Source organism: Dolichospermum sp. UHCC 0259 (assembly GCF_009711935.1).
Classification (GTDB): domain Bacteria; phylum Cyanobacteriota; class Cyanobacteriia; order Cyanobacteriales; family Nostocaceae; genus Dolichospermum.
Window position 1 is genome coordinate 1 of sequence record NZ_VIKX01000101.1, and the last position, 17,834, is coordinate 17,834.

The 17,834-nt window shown below is 39.0% G+C and carries 13 protein-coding genes and 3 pseudogenes; 4 read left to right on the forward strand and 12 right to left on the reverse strand.

Features of this window, described 5'->3' with window-relative positions:
* Window positions 1-235: 235 nt before the first annotated feature.
* Window positions 236-616 carry a calcium-binding protein gene (locus tag FJR05_RS07820; RefSeq protein WP_168643595.1) on the reverse strand — a complete coding sequence of 127 codons (381 nt, stop codon included), beginning with the start codon at window positions 614-616 and terminating at the stop codon, window positions 236-238.
* 322 nt (window positions 617-938) lie between these two features.
* On the opposite strand from FJR05_RS07820, the pseudogene FJR05_RS07825 reads away from it, so the two are divergent.
* From FJR05_RS07825 to FJR05_RS07835, 3 genes and pseudogenes are all read left to right on the forward strand, one after another.
* Window positions 939-1,091, forward strand: a pseudogene (locus tag FJR05_RS07825) (DUF433 domain-containing protein); the annotation flags it as partial.
* A 43-nt stretch (window positions 1,092-1,134) separates the two neighbouring features.
* Window positions 1,135-1,404, forward strand: a complete 270-nt coding sequence (locus FJR05_RS07830; protein WP_168643597.1) for a hypothetical protein — start codon at window positions 1,135-1,137, stop codon at window positions 1,402-1,404.
* Window positions 1,394-1,765, forward strand: coding sequence for a type II toxin-antitoxin system VapC family toxin (locus FJR05_RS07835; protein ID WP_168643598.1), 372 nt, complete (start codon window positions 1,394-1,396; stop codon window positions 1,763-1,765). Before FJR05_RS07830 ends, FJR05_RS07835 begins: the two co-directional genes overlap by 11 nt.
* A gap of 105 nt (window positions 1,766-1,870) precedes the next feature.
* Here the strand turns inward: FJR05_RS07835 and FJR05_RS07840 are convergent, their stop codons facing one another.
* The 4 genes from FJR05_RS07840 to FJR05_RS07855 form a co-directional block, all read right to left on the reverse strand.
* Window positions 1,871-2,278 carry a hypothetical protein gene (locus tag FJR05_RS07840; RefSeq protein WP_168643599.1) on the reverse strand — a complete coding sequence of 136 codons (408 nt, stop codon included), beginning with the start codon at window positions 2,276-2,278 and terminating at the stop codon, window positions 1,871-1,873.
* Entirely contained in the window at window positions 2,275-2,577 is a 303-nt protein-coding gene (locus FJR05_RS07845; RefSeq protein ID WP_168643600.1) for a hypothetical protein, read from the reverse strand. Before FJR05_RS07845 ends, FJR05_RS07840 begins: the two co-directional genes overlap by 4 nt.
* A gap of 155 nt (window positions 2,578-2,732) precedes the next feature.
* Entirely contained in the window at window positions 2,733-3,086 is a 354-nt protein-coding gene (locus tag FJR05_RS07850) for a hypothetical protein (protein ID WP_168643601.1), read from the reverse strand.
* Window positions 3,087-3,209: 123 nt separating this feature from the next.
* Window positions 3,210-3,743 carry a hypothetical protein gene (locus FJR05_RS07855; RefSeq protein ID WP_168643602.1) on the reverse strand — a complete coding sequence of 178 codons (534 nt, stop codon included), beginning with the start codon at window positions 3,741-3,743 and terminating at the stop codon, window positions 3,210-3,212.
* A gap of 164 nt (window positions 3,744-3,907) precedes the next feature.
* Here FJR05_RS07855 and FJR05_RS07860 point away from each other — a divergent pair, with 164 nt between their 5' ends.
* The gene (locus FJR05_RS07860; protein WP_168643603.1) at window positions 3,908-4,420 is read left to right on the forward strand and encodes a hypothetical protein; all 513 of its coding nucleotides are present in this window, start codon (window positions 3,908-3,910) and stop codon (window positions 4,418-4,420) included.
* 185 nt (window positions 4,421-4,605) lie between these two features.
* Here FJR05_RS07860 and FJR05_RS07865 read toward each other — a convergent pair whose 3' ends face one another.
* From FJR05_RS07865 to FJR05_RS27200, 7 genes and pseudogenes are all read right to left on the reverse strand, one after another.
* Window positions 4,606-4,902 carry a type II toxin-antitoxin system RelE/ParE family toxin gene (locus tag FJR05_RS07865; protein ID WP_168643604.1) on the reverse strand — a complete coding sequence of 99 codons (297 nt, stop codon included), beginning with the start codon at window positions 4,900-4,902 and terminating at the stop codon, window positions 4,606-4,608.
* A complete protein-coding gene (locus tag FJR05_RS07870) occupies window positions 4,899-5,129 on the reverse strand; it encodes an addiction module protein (protein ID WP_168643605.1) in 231 nt (76 codons plus the stop codon). Before FJR05_RS07870 ends, FJR05_RS07865 begins: the two co-directional genes overlap by 4 nt.
* 101 nt (window positions 5,130-5,230) lie before the next feature.
* A pseudogene (locus tag FJR05_RS07875) lies at window positions 5,231-5,416 on the reverse strand (element excision factor XisI family protein); the annotation flags it as partial.
* 328 nt (window positions 5,417-5,744) lie between these two features.
* Window positions 5,745-10,991: a choice-of-anchor I family protein gene (locus FJR05_RS27195; RefSeq protein WP_174783621.1), complete on the reverse strand. Its 5,247-nt coding sequence runs from the start codon at window positions 10,989-10,991 to the stop codon at window positions 5,745-5,747.
* Between the two features lie 428 nt (window positions 10,992-11,419).
* Window positions 11,420-14,143, reverse strand: coding sequence for a bifunctional metallophosphatase/5'-nucleotidase (locus FJR05_RS07885; protein ID WP_168643606.1), 2,724 nt, complete (start codon window positions 14,141-14,143; stop codon window positions 11,420-11,422).
* 247 nt (window positions 14,144-14,390) lie between these two features.
* Window positions 14,391-16,295 carry an SGNH/GDSL hydrolase family protein gene (locus tag FJR05_RS07890; protein WP_371416856.1) on the reverse strand — a complete coding sequence of 635 codons (1,905 nt, stop codon included), beginning with the start codon at window positions 16,293-16,295 and terminating at the stop codon, window positions 14,391-14,393.
* 3 nt (window positions 16,296-16,298) lie between these two features.
* Window positions 16,299-17,834: pseudogene (locus FJR05_RS27200) on the reverse strand (AAA family ATPase); the annotation flags it as partial.

Genomic DNA, 17,834 nt, shown 5'->3' on the forward strand with positions numbered 1-17,834 from the left:
CTCCTATCCCTGTTACTTCCTAATTCCTTTTTAGTGGGGGAGTGTGAACAGTTACAATTGGGTAGCTTATCTATGACTATAGATCGGGAAATAGCACGGGCTATTTATGTGCGGTTGCTTGATTCCTGACTATATAGGAATCAACCCGGATTCCTATATGTCTTCATTGTAGTTTGGCAATAAACAAAGAAACAAAATCTGCTCTGTTTGTTTTCAGCCTTGATTCAAACCTTAATTAAAATTTATACCCTCTCATTAGCCAATATTGCCAATCCGCTAATGCTTCTTTGGTGTCTTCATCTGCATCTATAGCTTCAATTTCTGACAACTTGGCTGTAAAAATATCCTCGCCCTTACCACCTGGATAACCCACCTCCACGAACATATCTTTCAGACATTCATCATCAGGAGCCATTCCCAGCACTTCCACTTCTTTTTCTTCCACGACTGAAGACTTCCTACTCTTTTTTTTCCACTTGGCTAAAAAAGGAAAATTGAGAGTATCATCTAAGTAATAATACCAACCCATTGCCCTTTCTTCTTTGTCGTCCGCATCAACAATAATTTCTTCGTTAATGCGATGTTCCCGTATATCATCAGATTCAATACTTGGCATAAAATTGGGATATCTAATAAAATATTTAGTATATTATAATGCAATGATTAAAGATGGATGTCAACCTCTAATCTTTTATTTTTTGCAACCAAGTACGAAAACCTCCTAACTCTACGTCAGATAAGCAGATATGTTCGTGGTCATATATACGCAATAAGCAATTAAGTAGCCATTATGAACTGCGTACACCAGGACATATAAAAAACTTCTTATTCCCCTCCTCGCTTGCGGGTTAGGATTGGGGTCTTATTTTCAAGTCAGGTGAAGCGAAAAATTTAAAGGTATGTGAATAAAAGTAAAATCGCCCAAAACTCTCTTCCTGGTTTATGATATTTTAGGTTGGTTAGCATCTGGTATGTCTTACTCAGAAATATTAGAGGATTTTCCTGAATTAACAGAAGACGATATTAGAGCTTGTCTAGAATTTGTTGCTGACCGTGAATATCGTTTAGTTGCTACGGTAGGTGCTGCTTGAAATTGCTTTTTGACTTGACCAAAATTTGAGATAAACGACAGCTATGAACCCTATTTTGCAACAAATTCAACACCATGCTGCCGCTCTACCGATATCATCGCAAGCGGAGTTACTGAATTATGCTGTTTATCTAGAACAAAAAGCACGAAAAAAAACGCCTATCACTTCCAACCAAGCAAGGCGCGAAGGTTTGGCGCAAGCATTGGCGCAGGCGGTGGCGTTAAATCCTTTTGCGGAAATTGCTGATCCAGTTGTTTGGCAGCGTGAACAACGCCAAGATCGCAATTTATTCGGGAGAGACGATGCTGATTGATAGCAATTTGATTATTTACGCCACTCAGCCGCCATATACACAGTTGCGTAGCTGGTTGGTGAATTATGCTACGCATTATTCTGCGATTAGTCGTTTGGAAACATTGGGCTACCATCGTTTAGGTGAGGCTGAAAAACAGGCCATCATGGCGATTTTAGATAACTTGGATATTTTGATGATCAATCAAGTTACGCTTGAAATTGCGGTTGCTTTGCGCCAACAGCGAAAAATGTCCGTAGGTGATGCCCTAATTGCTGCAACCTGTTTAGATTCTGATCTACCGTTAGCAACGGCAAATATAAAAGATTTTGAGTGGATAGAGGGTTTGGTGATCCACAATCCATTGGAGCTAGGGAGTTAGCATTTTATGGGTGATTTGATGGCGCAGGGGCGGGACATTTCGGGGTTGGGGCGTATGAGCAGTAAAAGAGCAAATTAATCGCGTGGATGTGATTTAGGAAATTATTTAATTTTTGACTTGTTGGAAAGTTTTATAATTTCTACAAACAACCTCTAAACAAATATCTCCTTCTAAATGAAAATAAATTAGTGATTGTAAATTGGTGTTAATTATTCCAGTTTGATTGACAAATGGATAGGATGTGGATAAAAATTCCGGGATATTATCTTCAATTTTTTTGAGTTCAACTTCTCCTACCCAAAAACAGATATCTTCATCATTTGCATTTAGAGGTTGGGAAAAAACCAGGTGAATAATTTGGTAAAATTCAATAGCTACATCATCAGCTTCAGGACCGAAAGTGAAGTCAAGACGTAATCCCAGGTTTTGAGGATTTAAAGAAATACCAACTAAGTCAGCACTTTTTAAATCTTCGAGAAAAGTAGTGAGGGTTGGTGTAATTGTTGTTGTCATAAATTTACAATCTCTCCAGTATTATGAGTATTAGCTCCAGAAACAAATTCTATCTGCTCTCCATATTGATTGTAGCGACGACGATAAGATTTGCCATCAACTGCTTTAATTCTAGGACCTGTGCGGACAATTTCCCCATTTGGTCGAATATGAATTTGGCTACCATCTGGATGCTGAAATGTTTCATAACCCCCTTGAGTTTGCGTTTTAAATTCAAATCCTTGGTTACTGAGAATTATTAAGACTTCTGATCGAGTTTTTCCTGTTAAGTTAGGTAGTTGTTGAGCGGCTATATTCATTTATAAGAGCTTGTCTATTATTCCCATTTTACTCTCTATTTTTTAGGGTGAGTTGTGGTTAAGTAATACACCAGTAATTTAAAAAAAGGTGCGTTACGCGATCGCTAACACACCCTACAAAACTATCACGCAAATCAAAAATTGATTTTAGATAATTATACCTGTCGATCACGTCTCGATGTTTGAAACTCTTCAAGATACTTTTTAGGATCTTTTTTAAATAACTTATATCTTAAATTATTGACCCTTAGAACTGCTTCAGACATTTTAGAGAGATAACTGTCATAGTCGGAGTCTTCGGAACTTCTAGCTGAGAAAGTATTGATTGCACTGCTGATCTGACTTTCTATCCTATCTATTCTTGAATACAAATCATCTACATTTTCTTTTTTAATAAGTTTGCATGGAAAATTCCAGGTAGTTACATCTTGAAGTAAATTGATTTGCTTTTCCAAATCATCTAGTTGAGCTTGCCAGTCTAATAACTTTTTTTGAAATGGATTTGCCATACTCATTTGTTAAAAACTCCTTAAAGGGTTTGATCTGAAATAATGGTGTGATATTTCATGAACTTTACTCTGCAAGTGTTTCACCATAATTATCAGTAGAATCTGAATTTTTAATTATTGTTTCTATCTCCCCCCCAGAAGTTTTTGACGGGTTCCAGATAAAAGACGAGAGAAGAAAGAAGAGGTCTCTCCAAGAGCAGGAGTAACTACTAGATTTGCAATCTCAATAGTAGATATAGTTATTGATTGAAGTGCATATTGCACTCCTCTAATCAAGTTCATAAATGCACCAAATAAATTATTTGATGCTAAGAATGTCGACATATCTTCTAAATAGCTGTCAATCACAGTAGGCGTGGTGTTAATCTGGTCAAGTATTTCGTTAATTGATTTAACCTCTTCCAATACTTTTGGAGTAACTTTAATTTTCTGTAAACTATTTTTTGTTGTCTCAACTGCTTTTTTAGCTGATTCTTTCTCCTGTACAATTGCTTTTACTTGTGATTCTATATCTCGAACCTTTGATTCTAAATTAAACGCATTAAAATCAAAAAAACCAATTTTGTAAACCTGACTAGATAAAGCTACAGTTTTTTGAAGCAGATTTTCTAATTTTGTCTGCACAATGTGGCATTGATCAAGAACTGGTTGAAGCATACTTAATTTTTTTGTGTTACTTTTCGGTTATCCTACACCACTTACCTAAACCTGAAAAGCGGAAAAAAGCGGATTGCAAAAAAAAATTACAAACAGACGGAAAAAAGCTGAAAAATACGGATAAAGTCTGCTATCATTACTTGTGTCGCGTTACATTTTTAACTATGCAGGTTCACGAACTACTACAACTTGTGGATGAGGCTGTCTACCTCAACACAGGCAAACGTCTCAATGACTTGCAACGTGGAGTTATTGAAGGGACACTAAAGCATCAAAAGTATGCTGATATTGCCGAAAATTGTGGTTGTAGCGCGGGTCATGCAAAAGATATAGGTTACGAACTTTTACAAATGTTATCTGATATTTTTGATGAACCAGTTGATAAAAGTAATCTTAAATCTGTTCTAGAACGACAGGGAAATGTGAATATTTCTTTGGGTGATAATAATAACAGGAATATATTTGAAATTGGCTGTATAAATATTGGTTCTAAACAACCTAAAACTAAACCAGATAAAAGTCATGCTGGTAATTCTAAGTTACAGAAACGTAATAAGAATAAAACTCAGATAGAAAAAATTGATAAATTACGGTATTTTGGTTTAAATGATGAGCAAATTGCAGAGGTGCTAGAGTTACCTTTAGAAATAATTAAACAGGTAGAATCAGATGATTGAGCAATAGTAGTGTATATATGTTAGAGTATAGTTGGCTCTAATTGTTAGAATTAAAGAAACAGTTTACAAAAGCAATCATGATAATTTCAGATGAAGTCGTCAAAGCAATTAGCATTTTTAAATGATCTGACCATATTGATTACTTAATGAATCCATATAATAAGAGATTTTATATATCTTAAAAACTACTTTCGCCTACTCCAATAAAATGGTTTGCGCTTATGATGCGCTACTGCTAAAATCCGAATTTGCTCATCTTCCAAAACACGATATAAAAGAGAATAGGGAAACTTTGGTAAAATTAACCGACGAATAGAACCGCGAATTTTTGCCCCAATTTCTGGATAATAAATCAAACAATTTACAGCCTGTTCTACCGCTTCTAAATATTCTAAACCAAGATCCGTTTTTTGCTGCTCATAATAATTGATAGCATCAGTTAATTCTTGTTCTGCCAAGGGATGAAATATAACAGTTATCATTGTAAAGATGTACGCAATTTACTAAACACTTCTTGAGACGAAATACCAGCAATATTACCGTTACTCATATCTTCATCCCGTAATTCTGCTTCTTGTATCCATTCCTGGGCAACTTTTTGGTCAATTTCACCAACTTGTCCTAAATGTTCAATCAGACGAGCTACTAATAATGCTAGAGAATCATTTGGTAAAGCCAGGACTTGAGCTTCTAATTGTTCAATAGTCATAAATTATCTAATCTCCCTATACTATGCTAATTATACAGTCAAGCTTATTTTAACTATAGCAACTTAAAAGTTTTGCTATACCGTAATTAACAAAATTTAACCTAAAAAGCAGCAAATTCCGTATATTTCCGAATCTCAGGAGATTTAAACCCTAAAATAATATGTGCTTTTGGTATTCCCGCAGCAACCAAAATCATTAGCAATACTTTATCATCCATTAAATCAAGATGTAATAAAGTTCCATAGATCCGATAACCATTTTTCCAACCTGTTTCTACGAATAAATAATGATCATTTTGGTTCTACCGCTCCTTTTCTAATTTTTTAGAATAGATAGGGCTTAAACCCTGTTCTTAATTGAGTTTGAGGCTTTAATATATTCAAAAATAGGCGATCGCTTATTAGGAGATTATTTTAATGTCTTCACTTTATAGAATGCTAGATAGGGCTTGCTGAATAAACAATATTATTTTTGTCTTAAATTACCTGCTGAATGTGGGTTAGAAGAATGGTTAGAAAATAACCCGGATTCCACAGATTCATGAGTTTTTAAACACAATGTTTCCCATTTAGGGTTTAACGCATTGCGCTAAACCCCTATGAGAGAATTATGTTTTAAGCAAAGACAAACTGTTGAGGATCTGTCAAACTCAAACTGCTGGCTTGAATACCAGTCAGAGTAGCAATAGTTTGACCAGCAAAGATAATCTCTGTATTACCACCAACCTGATTTAAGTTGAAGTTAGATGCAGTAGAGCCTAAGATACCAATCTTATCGAGGCCAATTTGGAAGTCAAGGATAGTATTAGCAGCTTTTGGTGCTTCAACATTAAAGATCCTAAATTCATCAGCACCAGCGCCACCTGATAACAGGTTGCCACCACCAAGACTAACATAGAATTTGTCGTTACCGTCGCCACCTAATGCCCGGTCATTGCTACCCAACCAGAAAGTATCATTACCAAGACCACCGGATATGCGGTTGCCACCTTTACCATCTCTAGCTTCAAAGGTATCGTTGCCATCACTACCGAAAATGCGATCGCTCTTATTCACAAAAACAGTATCGTTACCACTACCCAGATCAATGGTGTTGTTACCAGAATCTATAAATGCAGATACGCTAGTGATCTCTACACTGTCATTTCCTGCACCTGTAAAGAGGATGTCTTGTTTGCCATCAAAGCTTTGACCTCTAACGGCTAAGATATCGTCATTACCAGATGTGCCGGCGATTAACGATTGAGCAACACTGGGTGTTATTTTCAGAGCAGCTAAAGTTGGATCATGATCGCTGGCTCTTTGGGCGTTGTTTACGAACTCACTATTAACATGAACAATATCTACCTGGGCAGAACTGCTCAAATTATTGCTCACCAAAATATGATCGAGGGATTGGGAATTACCATCGAAAATGTAGGTATAACGTTCGTTTTCTGGCAGAGTATTAGAAAGATTGGTGAGGTTGCCACCTGCAAGAATGCTTAAAGGAGAAATGAATTCAAATTCATTTAAATCACCCACAACAACCACATTAGGATTGAGTTTTGTGGCAAAAACAGAATCCACAAAACCTTTCACCGCTTCAGCTTGGGCGCGACGCTGATCTAAAGAGCCGTTAATGGTGTTGTTTTCTTGTCCGTTACCACCAGATTCACCTCCCACAGAAGGTTGATTAACTCCAAAAAGTGGTCTGCTACCGCCTTTAGAGGAGAAGTGATTATTTACCAGTGTCACCTCTTCACCATTGAAGGTAAAGTCGGCAATTAGGGGTAATCGGCTGTCAGTGAAGGCTGTAAAGGAAGATGCGGGAACGGTTTTGACAGAGCCTTCTACTAAACTAACGCGACTTTCATTGTAGAGGTAGGCATTACGGATGTTTGCGCCTGGTTGTCCGCCATTGGTGTTGTTGGTAATGAAAGTATTGTCAATGAATTTGTAAGTTGGGCCACCTGCGGTAACGATCGCATCTACAAGAGTTTGTAAGGTGACGCTGGCGCTGACAATGCCATTATTGGTGCTACCGCTATTGTCTTGAATCTCCTGTAAACCGATGATATCAGGAGTTTTGAGATTATTGACAATTTGTTGAGCGATCGCTGTAAACTGACCATTGGCAATATCTGTATTACCATCAGCATCATTCGGATCAAGGTTGAGGATGTTATAAGTAGCAATCACTAAAGTATCACCACCCTTATTCAGAGTCGTGACTTCCGGTTGCAGGGTAGAAGGCTGAATATTGCTAACAAATGGTTCAGTGGGAATAATCTCAAAGTTACCAAAGTTGTAACCCACTACCCCCGTCACATCCCCCAACTTAGCCCCAACATTGACATTAGGGAAGACAAAATCAAATACTCCATTGTCAGCATCAATTTGAATCCGTTCGGGGTTGAAGTCGTTGGGAGAAATATTGATTGTGCCACGCTGACTTAAACCTGTTGCTCCCACACCATTATCTACAACGGTGTAAATTTCCCCAAAACTATTGGTAGGACTAACTGCAACTAAGTTTTTGGCAGTGACGCGCATTCCTTCTAGAGATTCAAAGAAATCAATACCGTCGGTGGTGGGGTCAAAAGATGTCAGTCCGTCGTCGTCTATTACTTGTGTAGGTGGAATCCTTCCTCCTGCACCGATAATCATGGCAGCAGGGAGAGGATTATTACTGGAAGGGATGGTAATAGTAGGATTGCCACCTATTTGGGTAGTTGAGAGATTGCCTGTGCTGACACCACCAGGAGTAAATTCGCTGACTGTACCTGTAACAGTGATGGAGTCACCAACTTTAACCGTAGGTGCGCTACTGGTGAAGACAAAGATAGCTTCAGATGTAGCGATGTTGGTATCGGGGTTGGGATCTTGCAGATAAAACCCATTAGAATCTACAGCGGTGACAATACCGGGAACTGCCGTCACTACTTTACCGACAAAAGGCGATGTATGGCTTGTACCTTGAATGTCACTAATGCGAGTGGGTGTATTGACTTCAAAAATCGTAGTAGTTTTGCTGATTTCGTTAGCAACCACCAATAAAGGTTTGCTGTTAGGGCTGTCGTTGGCGGAAATAAAGGTCAGTCCTTCGGGACCGGAATCAGTTAAACCGGAAGCAGCATTAACGCTGAAATCGCGGGTATTGACATATTGGACAAATTGGGGGCTGTTGGGATTGGTGACTTCATAGACCATGACACCGCCAACACGCTCTAAACCAATGAAAGCATATATGCGATCTGAAATTGCTCCAATAACTACACCTTCTGGTTCAGGTCCTTTGTTATCACTGCGGTTATCGAAGTTGTTACTATTGTTGTTGGAATTGTAGTTTCCAGGTAAAGCGAGGCCCGTAATGCGCTCGAAATCTGCGCCGCTATCATAAACCCGTTTACCAGCACTATCCCAAATTGTAAAGGAACGACCGCCAAAGGTATAGATTTGATCGTAGTCCCCATCGCCATCGGTATCACCCAAGGTATTCGTAACTAGCAAACGACCTAAATTTTGAGGAAGTTTGAGGGTAGCCGCATCAGGGAAAGCTGTGGGGTCAAGATTGAGACTAGAAACGGTGACTTCTTCACTAAATCCAGCATAGTCGCGGGTATCACCTTCATTGGCGGTGACGTAGTAGGTTTGACCATTAACTGTGTAAGAAGCGATCGCATCGGGTTGATATAAACCAAAAACTGGCCAGTTCTGAATATTGATTTTTCCACCACCACCAGAAGTACCATTCACATCCCGATCGCTCGCATCCAAGGCATTAGAGGTGATGTTATAATCTTTGAAACCTAGAGGCAAAATTGACTCTACTGTGGCTGTGGCGATATCTACGACAGCGATCGCATTGTTTTCTTGCAGCGTTACCCAGGCTTTCGTCCCATCGCCAGAAAAGGTAATATATTCTGGTTCTAGGTCTTGGGCAACTGATGAACCAGATCCAAAGATTCTCACTCCTGAAGCTTTGAGGGCATCAATTTGGCTATTGAAGGGAGTAAAGGATGCTTCTTGGACGGTAGGAGTCGCAACACCACCAGCTAAGTTAATAATACTGACTGAACCGACAGGATCGGTGGTATAGGCATTGTTAGGCTGACCTTCATTGGCGGTTAAAACCTTTGTGCCATCGGGGGTAAAGGTGAGCATATCTGGCAAAAAGCCCACATTCACCTTACTAATAAAAGCACCTGTGGACGCATTGAAAAACTGAACTTCCCCTGGATTGTCGTCAGATGTGGTTTGATTGGTAATAGCGATCGCTACAGCGACGATTCCATCACTCACAGTCCCGGCTTTACCAACGGCTACACTGTTGGGCAAGAGGGTAAAACCACCCGCAGTTGCCCCATCAGGATCACCAGTGGTATTAAATGCCAAATCACCGATTTTACTGGGACTAGCTGGGTTAGCGAGATTGAGGATTTCGACTACCGAACCGGCAACCACAAATAGGCGATCGCTAATGGGATCAAAAGCCGGAATTTCGCCACCATTGCTGCTAGTGAAACCACCAATTTTGGTTAAAAGACTAGAACCATTGTTGGTAATAGCGATATTTTGGGTTGTGGTTGCACCCAGGGCAATTCCTGAAGATGGTGTAGTGAGGCTTAAGACGGCAGTTTCGGTCTCTTCTGCTATACCATCATCAGTGGCGACAAAGGTAGCTGTGGCACTGGTTTGACCATTAGGAATAGTTAAAGTTCTGGTGGAGACAGAATAATCACTAGGAGTAATCCCAGTTCCCCCTATGTTTAAGGTAACGGTTTGATTACCTGATACCGCCGCTGACGTTGTTGCTGTGACGGTGATTTGATTGCGGCTAGATTCCGAAGTTGTGTTACTACTGACCGCCAGATTAACTGTTGGTAATGATCCAAAGTCGTTATCGGTAATGCTAACTGCAATTGGAGCGATCGCAATATTGTTATATTGAGCATCGGCACTGGTGACAGTTTGGGTAATTGTCCCTGGATGATTCCCTTCTACAACTGCATCATCAACCGCCGTCACTGTCACCACTTGGGCAATATTCCAATTAGCAGCAGTAAAGGTGAGTGTGGATGCGGAAGTTGTTAATTGACTGTCGGGATTGATGGCTATCGCTACATCTGCGGTTGGTTGACTGTTTAAAACCAGTGTATAACTATCCGTTGCCCCACCTTCTGTGACATTGGTTGTACCACCAGTTTGAGTTAGGGTAATACCAGCATTGGATACCGCACCTAATGTAAATGCTGTACTACTAAATGGCACATCTGGGGCTGTGGTATCAATACTCTGATCACCTGTACCATCTTGGGCAATCCAATTGGTAGGATTATTAATAATTGGCAAATATGCCGCAAAGTTAGCCTGTCCGCTACGATCGCCATTAAAGGCTGCTACATCGGCATCATCATCTAAAGTAGATAAATCCAGCGCATTCAGTCCAGCCGTTAAGCCTGTATTGGTTAGTAATCCATTACTAGGATTAAATCCGCCACTGGCGATCGCTGTAATAAAGGTGGGTAAAGCTGCACTTCCCTGATAAGCATAGATTATTTCATCACCTGCACCAATCCCGCGATTTGTACCCCGTGATGGTGATAACGCAGAAGCATCTACAACTGTTCCTGTGCTGGCTGTGATTGTTCCACTACCAATGTTGTCAATGCGGACAATTGTTCCGGCGGTAACTAACGATGTGGCTGTCCAACTAAAAGCACCTTCGTTTGTATCAACCCAAGCCGTACCATTCCACTCGTTATCTTCAAAAATAATTACTTCACCGGGATTAATGTCAACTAATGCCACAAAAGCAATGTTGTCATTACCATCTGCATTATATCCAACAAATGCGATATTTCCTGTTGTTAGTGCCATAAGTTAAATTTTCCCTGTGATTTTAGAAAATCACATACAAATAATTGGTTATATCCTATCTAGTAGGATTCACTAAATAGGTTAAGATGCTGATAAGTGGACATTATCAAAACATTATTTAAAGGATTATTTTTGCCAACATCAGTGTTGCTGAAAAAGTTTTCCTGTGATAATTGGTATCTGTTTAAAAATTCTGGCGTTGCTAAAACCAAGGATGAATTTATTAGAGATGTTCCATGGAACGTCTCTACAAGAATGATAGAAAACAAAGATTTAATTTCTATCAGATGCAATACCTTCGCCATTTTTGTGTAGGTTGGGTTGAGCGGAGCAAAACCCAACAAATGCGTTGGGTTGCGTGCCTTAACCCAACCTACTACGAATCAAGAAATTTTTGAATTTGGCTACAATATTGAGATGGTTTTGAATTAACTCAAAACAAATTGGTTAGGGTTTGTTAAACTCAAACTATTGGATTGAACTCCAATAAGAATCGCTATGATGTTGCTACCAAAGATAATTTCTGTATCACCACCAACTTGATTTAAGTTGAATTGGGATGCAGTAGAGCCTAAAATAGCGATTTTATCAACACCAATTTGGAAGTCCAGGATAGTATTAGCGGCTTTTGGTGGTTCAACATTAAAAATCCTGAATTCATCAGCACCCGCACCACCTGATAGCAGGTTGCCACCACCGAGGCCAACATAGAATTTGTCGTTACCATCCCCACCTAAAGCCCGATCGCCACTACCCAGGAAGAAGGTATCATTACCAAGACCACCGGACATCCGATTACTACCTTGGCCATCTCTAGCATCAAAGGTATCATTACCATCGCTACCGAAAGCGCGATCGCCTTTGTTGACAAAGATAATATCGTCACCGCTACCAGTATCAACATTGTTCTTACCAGCAAGCCCTAAAATAGATGCAGTTGCTAGGTCTACTTCATCGTTTCCAGCACCAGTAAAGACAATATCACTGATACCATCAAAGTCAGTTCCAGCTATCAAGATATCTGCACCGGGAGTTCCTGAAATGAGTTTTCCGGGAACGTCTAAAACTGTATCTTCCCGGAAATTGAGGTTTTGGATTCTGGTATCTCCTTCTGGGGGTGTTTCCACAATATTGAAAGCTTTATTCCCACCTATGGGGAAGTTTGCAGCTAAAAATTCAGCTAGTGTATCCTGTTCCGAACCATCCGCAGCAAAGGTAGCAACACCAGTTCTAGTATCATTACTAGGTTGGGTTAAATCAACGCGATTTTCACCAAATTCAGGAAATGGGTAGTTATCACCACCACCTGCTAGGAAATCAAGGGTAATTAGGCGAATTTGCCGATTTGCATCTCCTACCAATTGCCCATTTTCCACAATTACATCTAAGATTTGACCATTGTTAGGATCAACAATAGCTAAACTACGAATGCGATCGCCTTCTGTTTGTACAGCAGTCACTCTACCATTCGCATTTCGTTCAAAGACAATAGCCTGTTGACTGGAGTCAAAACTAAACTGAATCCCACTAACCTGGGGAAATTGTCCAGGAGTCGCACCATCAGCAGTTGCTGCTACACCATATTCTAAAATTTGCTCTAATTCTGCTGCGGTGACAGTCAACAAAGATAAGCCATTATTGAACCGCAAACTATTCATAATGTCTAGCTGGGAAATCTCCCCAGTTTGCTTACCAGAAAAGGAGTTTTCTTGGGTAGGAATCAATGTCCCAAATTGATCTACCTGACCAATAGCATCACGAATACCACCGCCATTTTTGATGGATACTTGCACAGTAGCATCAATAGTTTTAGCAAAGAACAAATTAGCATCCGCAGACAAATTACCCAAAGTTGTTTCTTGAGTTCTTACCTGTTCTCGACGACCTTCGATATATACCGTACTCCGACCAAAAACATTACTATCTTGTGCTGCAACCAACCCTTCAACAGCGTCGGTTAGCTGTTTAACCAAATTACCTTTTGTCCCTTGAGCAAAAGCAGCTTCTTTACTGCCCCATAAAGCAATTACTTGATCCTCTGTAGTCGCAACTGGACCATTAATTACTAGATCTAAATCACTGACTTCATCCAGAGGACTACCATTAGCATCTACTAAAATACCATTAGCATCAAAATCTACTACCAATCTTCCTACATAGGAATATTCGCCATCAGTGCTAACAATGACTGCGGGATCTCCATCTGCATTAGTGGTGACGATGGGATAGGTATTTGTCGGTGTATCTCCAGAACGCAAATTATCATCACCATTAGCCAGGATAGTATCAGAACCACCAGCTATAACTACATCTACACCGCTTAACTTGGTAATTAGTTCTTGTTCTAGGGCAATTTGTTGCAGATGTGAAACTACAATAATTTTATTAATGCCTTGGGTTTGCAATTGATTGATCACAGGCTGCAAAATAGCAGCTAAGGCATCCATATCATTTGCTTTTGTTCCCTGTACCTTTGTCCCGGTGGGAGAAGAAATACTTTCTAATAATTGGGTGGTAGCACCAACTACACCTATTTTTTCACCACCTCTTTCAATGATTGTTGCTGGGGCAATTTTCGGGGTGGTTGTTCCTGCTAGGGACGCTGTGGGATTTGTTTGAAAGGCTGTATTAGGGAGAATATTAGGAGTAAATAAACCAGATAAATTGCTATCTGCGGCAAAATCTAAGTTAGCAGATAGGTAAGGAAATTGAGTGCCTACCCATCTATCATCGGCTAAACCTGCTCCCCGATATTCTGCTTCTATAATGGTTCTTAAAACTTCCGAACCCAGATCAAATTCATGATTACCAAGGGCAGAGGCATCAAAGCCAATGATATTCATAATTGAGATATCAACTCGACCACTACCTTCTCTTAAACTACTATAGCTATTATTGATGGTTGCATTGGGTAAACCGAAAAGTTGATTGTAGATATCATTAAATAAGCCACTGTTACGGAAAGTTATATCTCCTGCGGCGCTAAAAAATGGTCCGGCTAGGTAGTTATCTCCCGCAGATAGGGTAATAGAGTTGTCAACTGAGTCTTCTAAGCTATCAACAATTGCTGCAAAGTTAGGTGCATCAGAAATTGCATTTACACCACCTTCTAGGTCAGAAGCATGGAGAATTTGCAGTCTAAAATCTGTCATGGGATCACCTCAAAACCTTTTAGAACTAGGATTGAATAAATAACTTAAGATAGAATTAAGAAAGTATAGGTAAATAGTTAAATTTATTAAGGTCTCTAGAGGAAAAATTAAACGCAGATTATTTTTTAGATCATGATATTCAACATCTCCGGTAATTAAGTGGGTATCACCTGAAACTGTTGTAGGGACAATTCATGAATTGTCCCTACAATAATTTTGCAAGAGGTCTATTTAGGACTTGCTGATTTTATACAAAAGCGAAATTAGCAGCAGTCAAACTTGAGGTACTGACACCACTTAAAGTAGTAACGGTTGTTGTACCGATCGCAATACTATTACCATTGAGAGTTAGATCACTAAAGTCAAAACCTGCGCCTTGACCAGAAATACCTAAGACATCAGTACCGATTTGGAAGTCAAGAATCGTATTAGCAGCTTTGGGTAATTCACCATTGACAATCCAGAATTGGTCAGCACCAGCACCACCTGATAGCAGGTTGCCACCACCGAGGACAACATAGAATTTGTCGTTACCATCCCCACCTAAAGCCCGGTCATTGCTACCGAGGAAGAAGGTATCATAACCAGCACCACCAGACATCCGGTTGCCACCTTTACCATCTCTAGCATCAAAGATGTCATTACCATCGCTACCGAAAGCGCGATCGCCTTTATTCACAAAGATCGTATCATCACCGCTACCCAGATCAACGATATTATTACCTGAGTTGGGTAAACCGGATACAGTGGACAGTTCTACCTCATCTTTACCTGCACCTGTAAAGACAATGTTATTTTGACCATTAAATTGACTACTAGGAGTGGCAATTAATTTATCATCTCCTGGTGTTCCTACAGTTGTGGGTTGGTTGTCAATGATATTTTCAATTGCAATGACAAAGATATCATTAACAGTTGCACCTGCTTTATCTGTAGCAATTACTTTGACATCCAGTGAACCTGCAATTCCTGTTGTTGGAGTACCACTAAAGGTTCGAGTTGTAGAGTTGAAATTCAGCCAATCTGGTAAATTACTACCATCAGCTAAAGTTGCTGAATATTTAATTAAATCAGGAATTACGCCTTCATTGAGCAGTGTATTTTCAAATGTATCTGTTACTAACTGATGCAGTCTTGTGGTAGGATGAACATCGTCCCAAAAAGCATATTCATCAGGGTTAACTGGACTAGTAGCTGTAATTAGTGGCTGAGTAATATTAGTGAATTTGTAATTAGCAGGATTAGTCTGAACTGCTGTACTCAAACCAAAGATATCTACCAAAGATAAATCAACATTGAGGGCTGGTTCTAAGTTAGTTAAAGCTTGATTTAAAGCTGTATTAAAACCAATAGAAATTGCTCTAGCATTAGCTACATTATTATTAGCAATACTCGCAGGAAGAGATCCCAAATCTGTTAAATTACCAACAACAATTTCTTTAGCACCTAATTCTGCTAGAGTTGCGATCGCACTACCAATATTAGTAACAGCATTATTCACAGCATTAGTCACAGCTTGAGTATTATCTGCGGCAAGATTTAGAAAATCATTAGCACCAGCCCAAATTACATACAGTCCATCTTTACCAATAGAATTGGCATTTACAGTTTTAAATTGCTGAATTTGTGTTAATAATCCAGGTACGGTTATTTGCCCAAAAGTATTACTTACTCCTGTATTTGCGCCCAAAAAGGCGTAATTTTGAATTGATGGGTTTGTAAATTGTAAATCAGGGGCAAAGTAATCAACCCAAATTAAGCCATTAGAAAGACGACCTTGATAATTAGGTGATGGTGGAAATGTGTTACCAGAGGCTTTGTAGGCGTTACCTGTATCTGAGAGGCTATCACCAAAGATGACGAGGTTTTTATAGGGATTAACTGCGTCTGGATCGGAGAAGGTATCTTTGGGTAGTGTAAATGTAAAGGTAGAATTGACCTTGACTGTTTGATCTAAAAGTGGATTTTTGAGGATGGGTGCGGTATTCACGTTTTGTACCTTAATAGTGAATGTATCATTAACAGATGCTCCTATTTTATCTGTAGCTGCTACTTTAACATTCAAACTGCCAACATTGTCATTGGTGGGAGTCTCGGAGAAGGTGCGAATTGTGGCATTAAAGCTCAACCAACTTGGTAAAACTGTTTTGATCTGCTATTCTTCCTCTATTAATTGTTCTACAAATTTTTGTACTAAAGGAACTTGAAAAGCATCACCTTCTGGCGTGAGAATTTCCTTTCTGACCAGTTTTTTGATAACTCCTTTATCTTGCTGCGTAGGAGTTTCACTAGAGATTAAACGTCTGATAAAATCACGGTCATTATTTGCTAAACTTGTCCATAATTCCCGAAAATATTGATCACCTCGTTCTAAAACTATGGGAATAATAAATTTAACATCTTGAATAGTTACTTTTGCTGTTTTGGATTCTCTTTGTTTGATTCTAATATCTCGATTAATTAATTCCACCAATTCATAACATACCAACTGTACTAAATAAGGTTGACAATGGGTAAGTTTAATAATTTCATCTATAGTATCTAATTCATAGATTTGGGGAAATTCTTCTATGGGATTCACAATTAGTTCACGGGCTTCTAATTCTTGTAAATAAGACATTCGTAAAGCACGAGTATTGATTAAACAATCACTCCAATAATCGGGAAGTTCAGATAATTGATGTGAACCACTAAAAAGTAAAATCCACTGTTTTTGATGCTGTATGATGTTACGAAGGAAATTTAATGGTACATGACTTGTAGCGTCTATAATTTCACTAAGTCTTTCATATTCATCTAAGCACAACAGAAATTTTTTATTGGGATAAGTACGTGATATTTCAGTAAACCAAGTTTGTAATGCCAAAAAAGGTTCTTGGCGAATTTGTTCCTCATCTGGATAGGAAAGATTAATTTTTGTTGGTAGACGCTGGGCTGCCTCGATAATTGACTTAGCTAAATTTTCTGCTAAACCTCTTAAAGTTGTTGCTGCTGCTGCACCTTGCAAATCTACTAATAAAGGAATGATAGTTGATCCAATTTTATGGGGTAAATATTTAAGGGCAGAAGTTTTTCCTGTTCTACGTCCACCAAAAAGTAGTAATACAGGTGGTGACGCTGAAAGTGTGATATTTTCAATTTCTCTAAAGATGTCAATGCGTCCTTTAAAGCGATTTTTAGCTGTTTCTGGATCAAGGGAATTACCAGCAATGTAAACTTGAGGTATTTCTTGAGTCTTTTCTGCTTCTTGTTTTAATGTGTTTTGTGCTGTTTCAAGAATTATTAACCAGAGTTCTGCCACTTTGCTAAACAGAGTAGTTAATCTAGCATTTTTATTAAAAGCTAGGTTTTGTTTGAGTGCTTTTAAGTCTCTAATGGGAATATTGAATAGTTCGTATTGACGATAGCGAGAAGTTGCTTCATCTGCGGCTCGGACAGCTTGACTAATTTCTAAAAATGGGAGTAAAACATTATCTAATCCTGCGGGTGTTTGTGAAATTCTCCGAATAGGTTGGTTAGTAATTGCAACAATATCACTAACTTTTTGACAACGAATAAAAGTATCTACAGTAATATTAATAATTACCCTAGATGCTAGTTTTTGCTGATTAGTATAGGGAATTAAATAATCAAGAGGTAGTTTTTCACTCTCCCCCCACTTTCGAGAGTTTATAGGGTAGGTAGAAGTAGG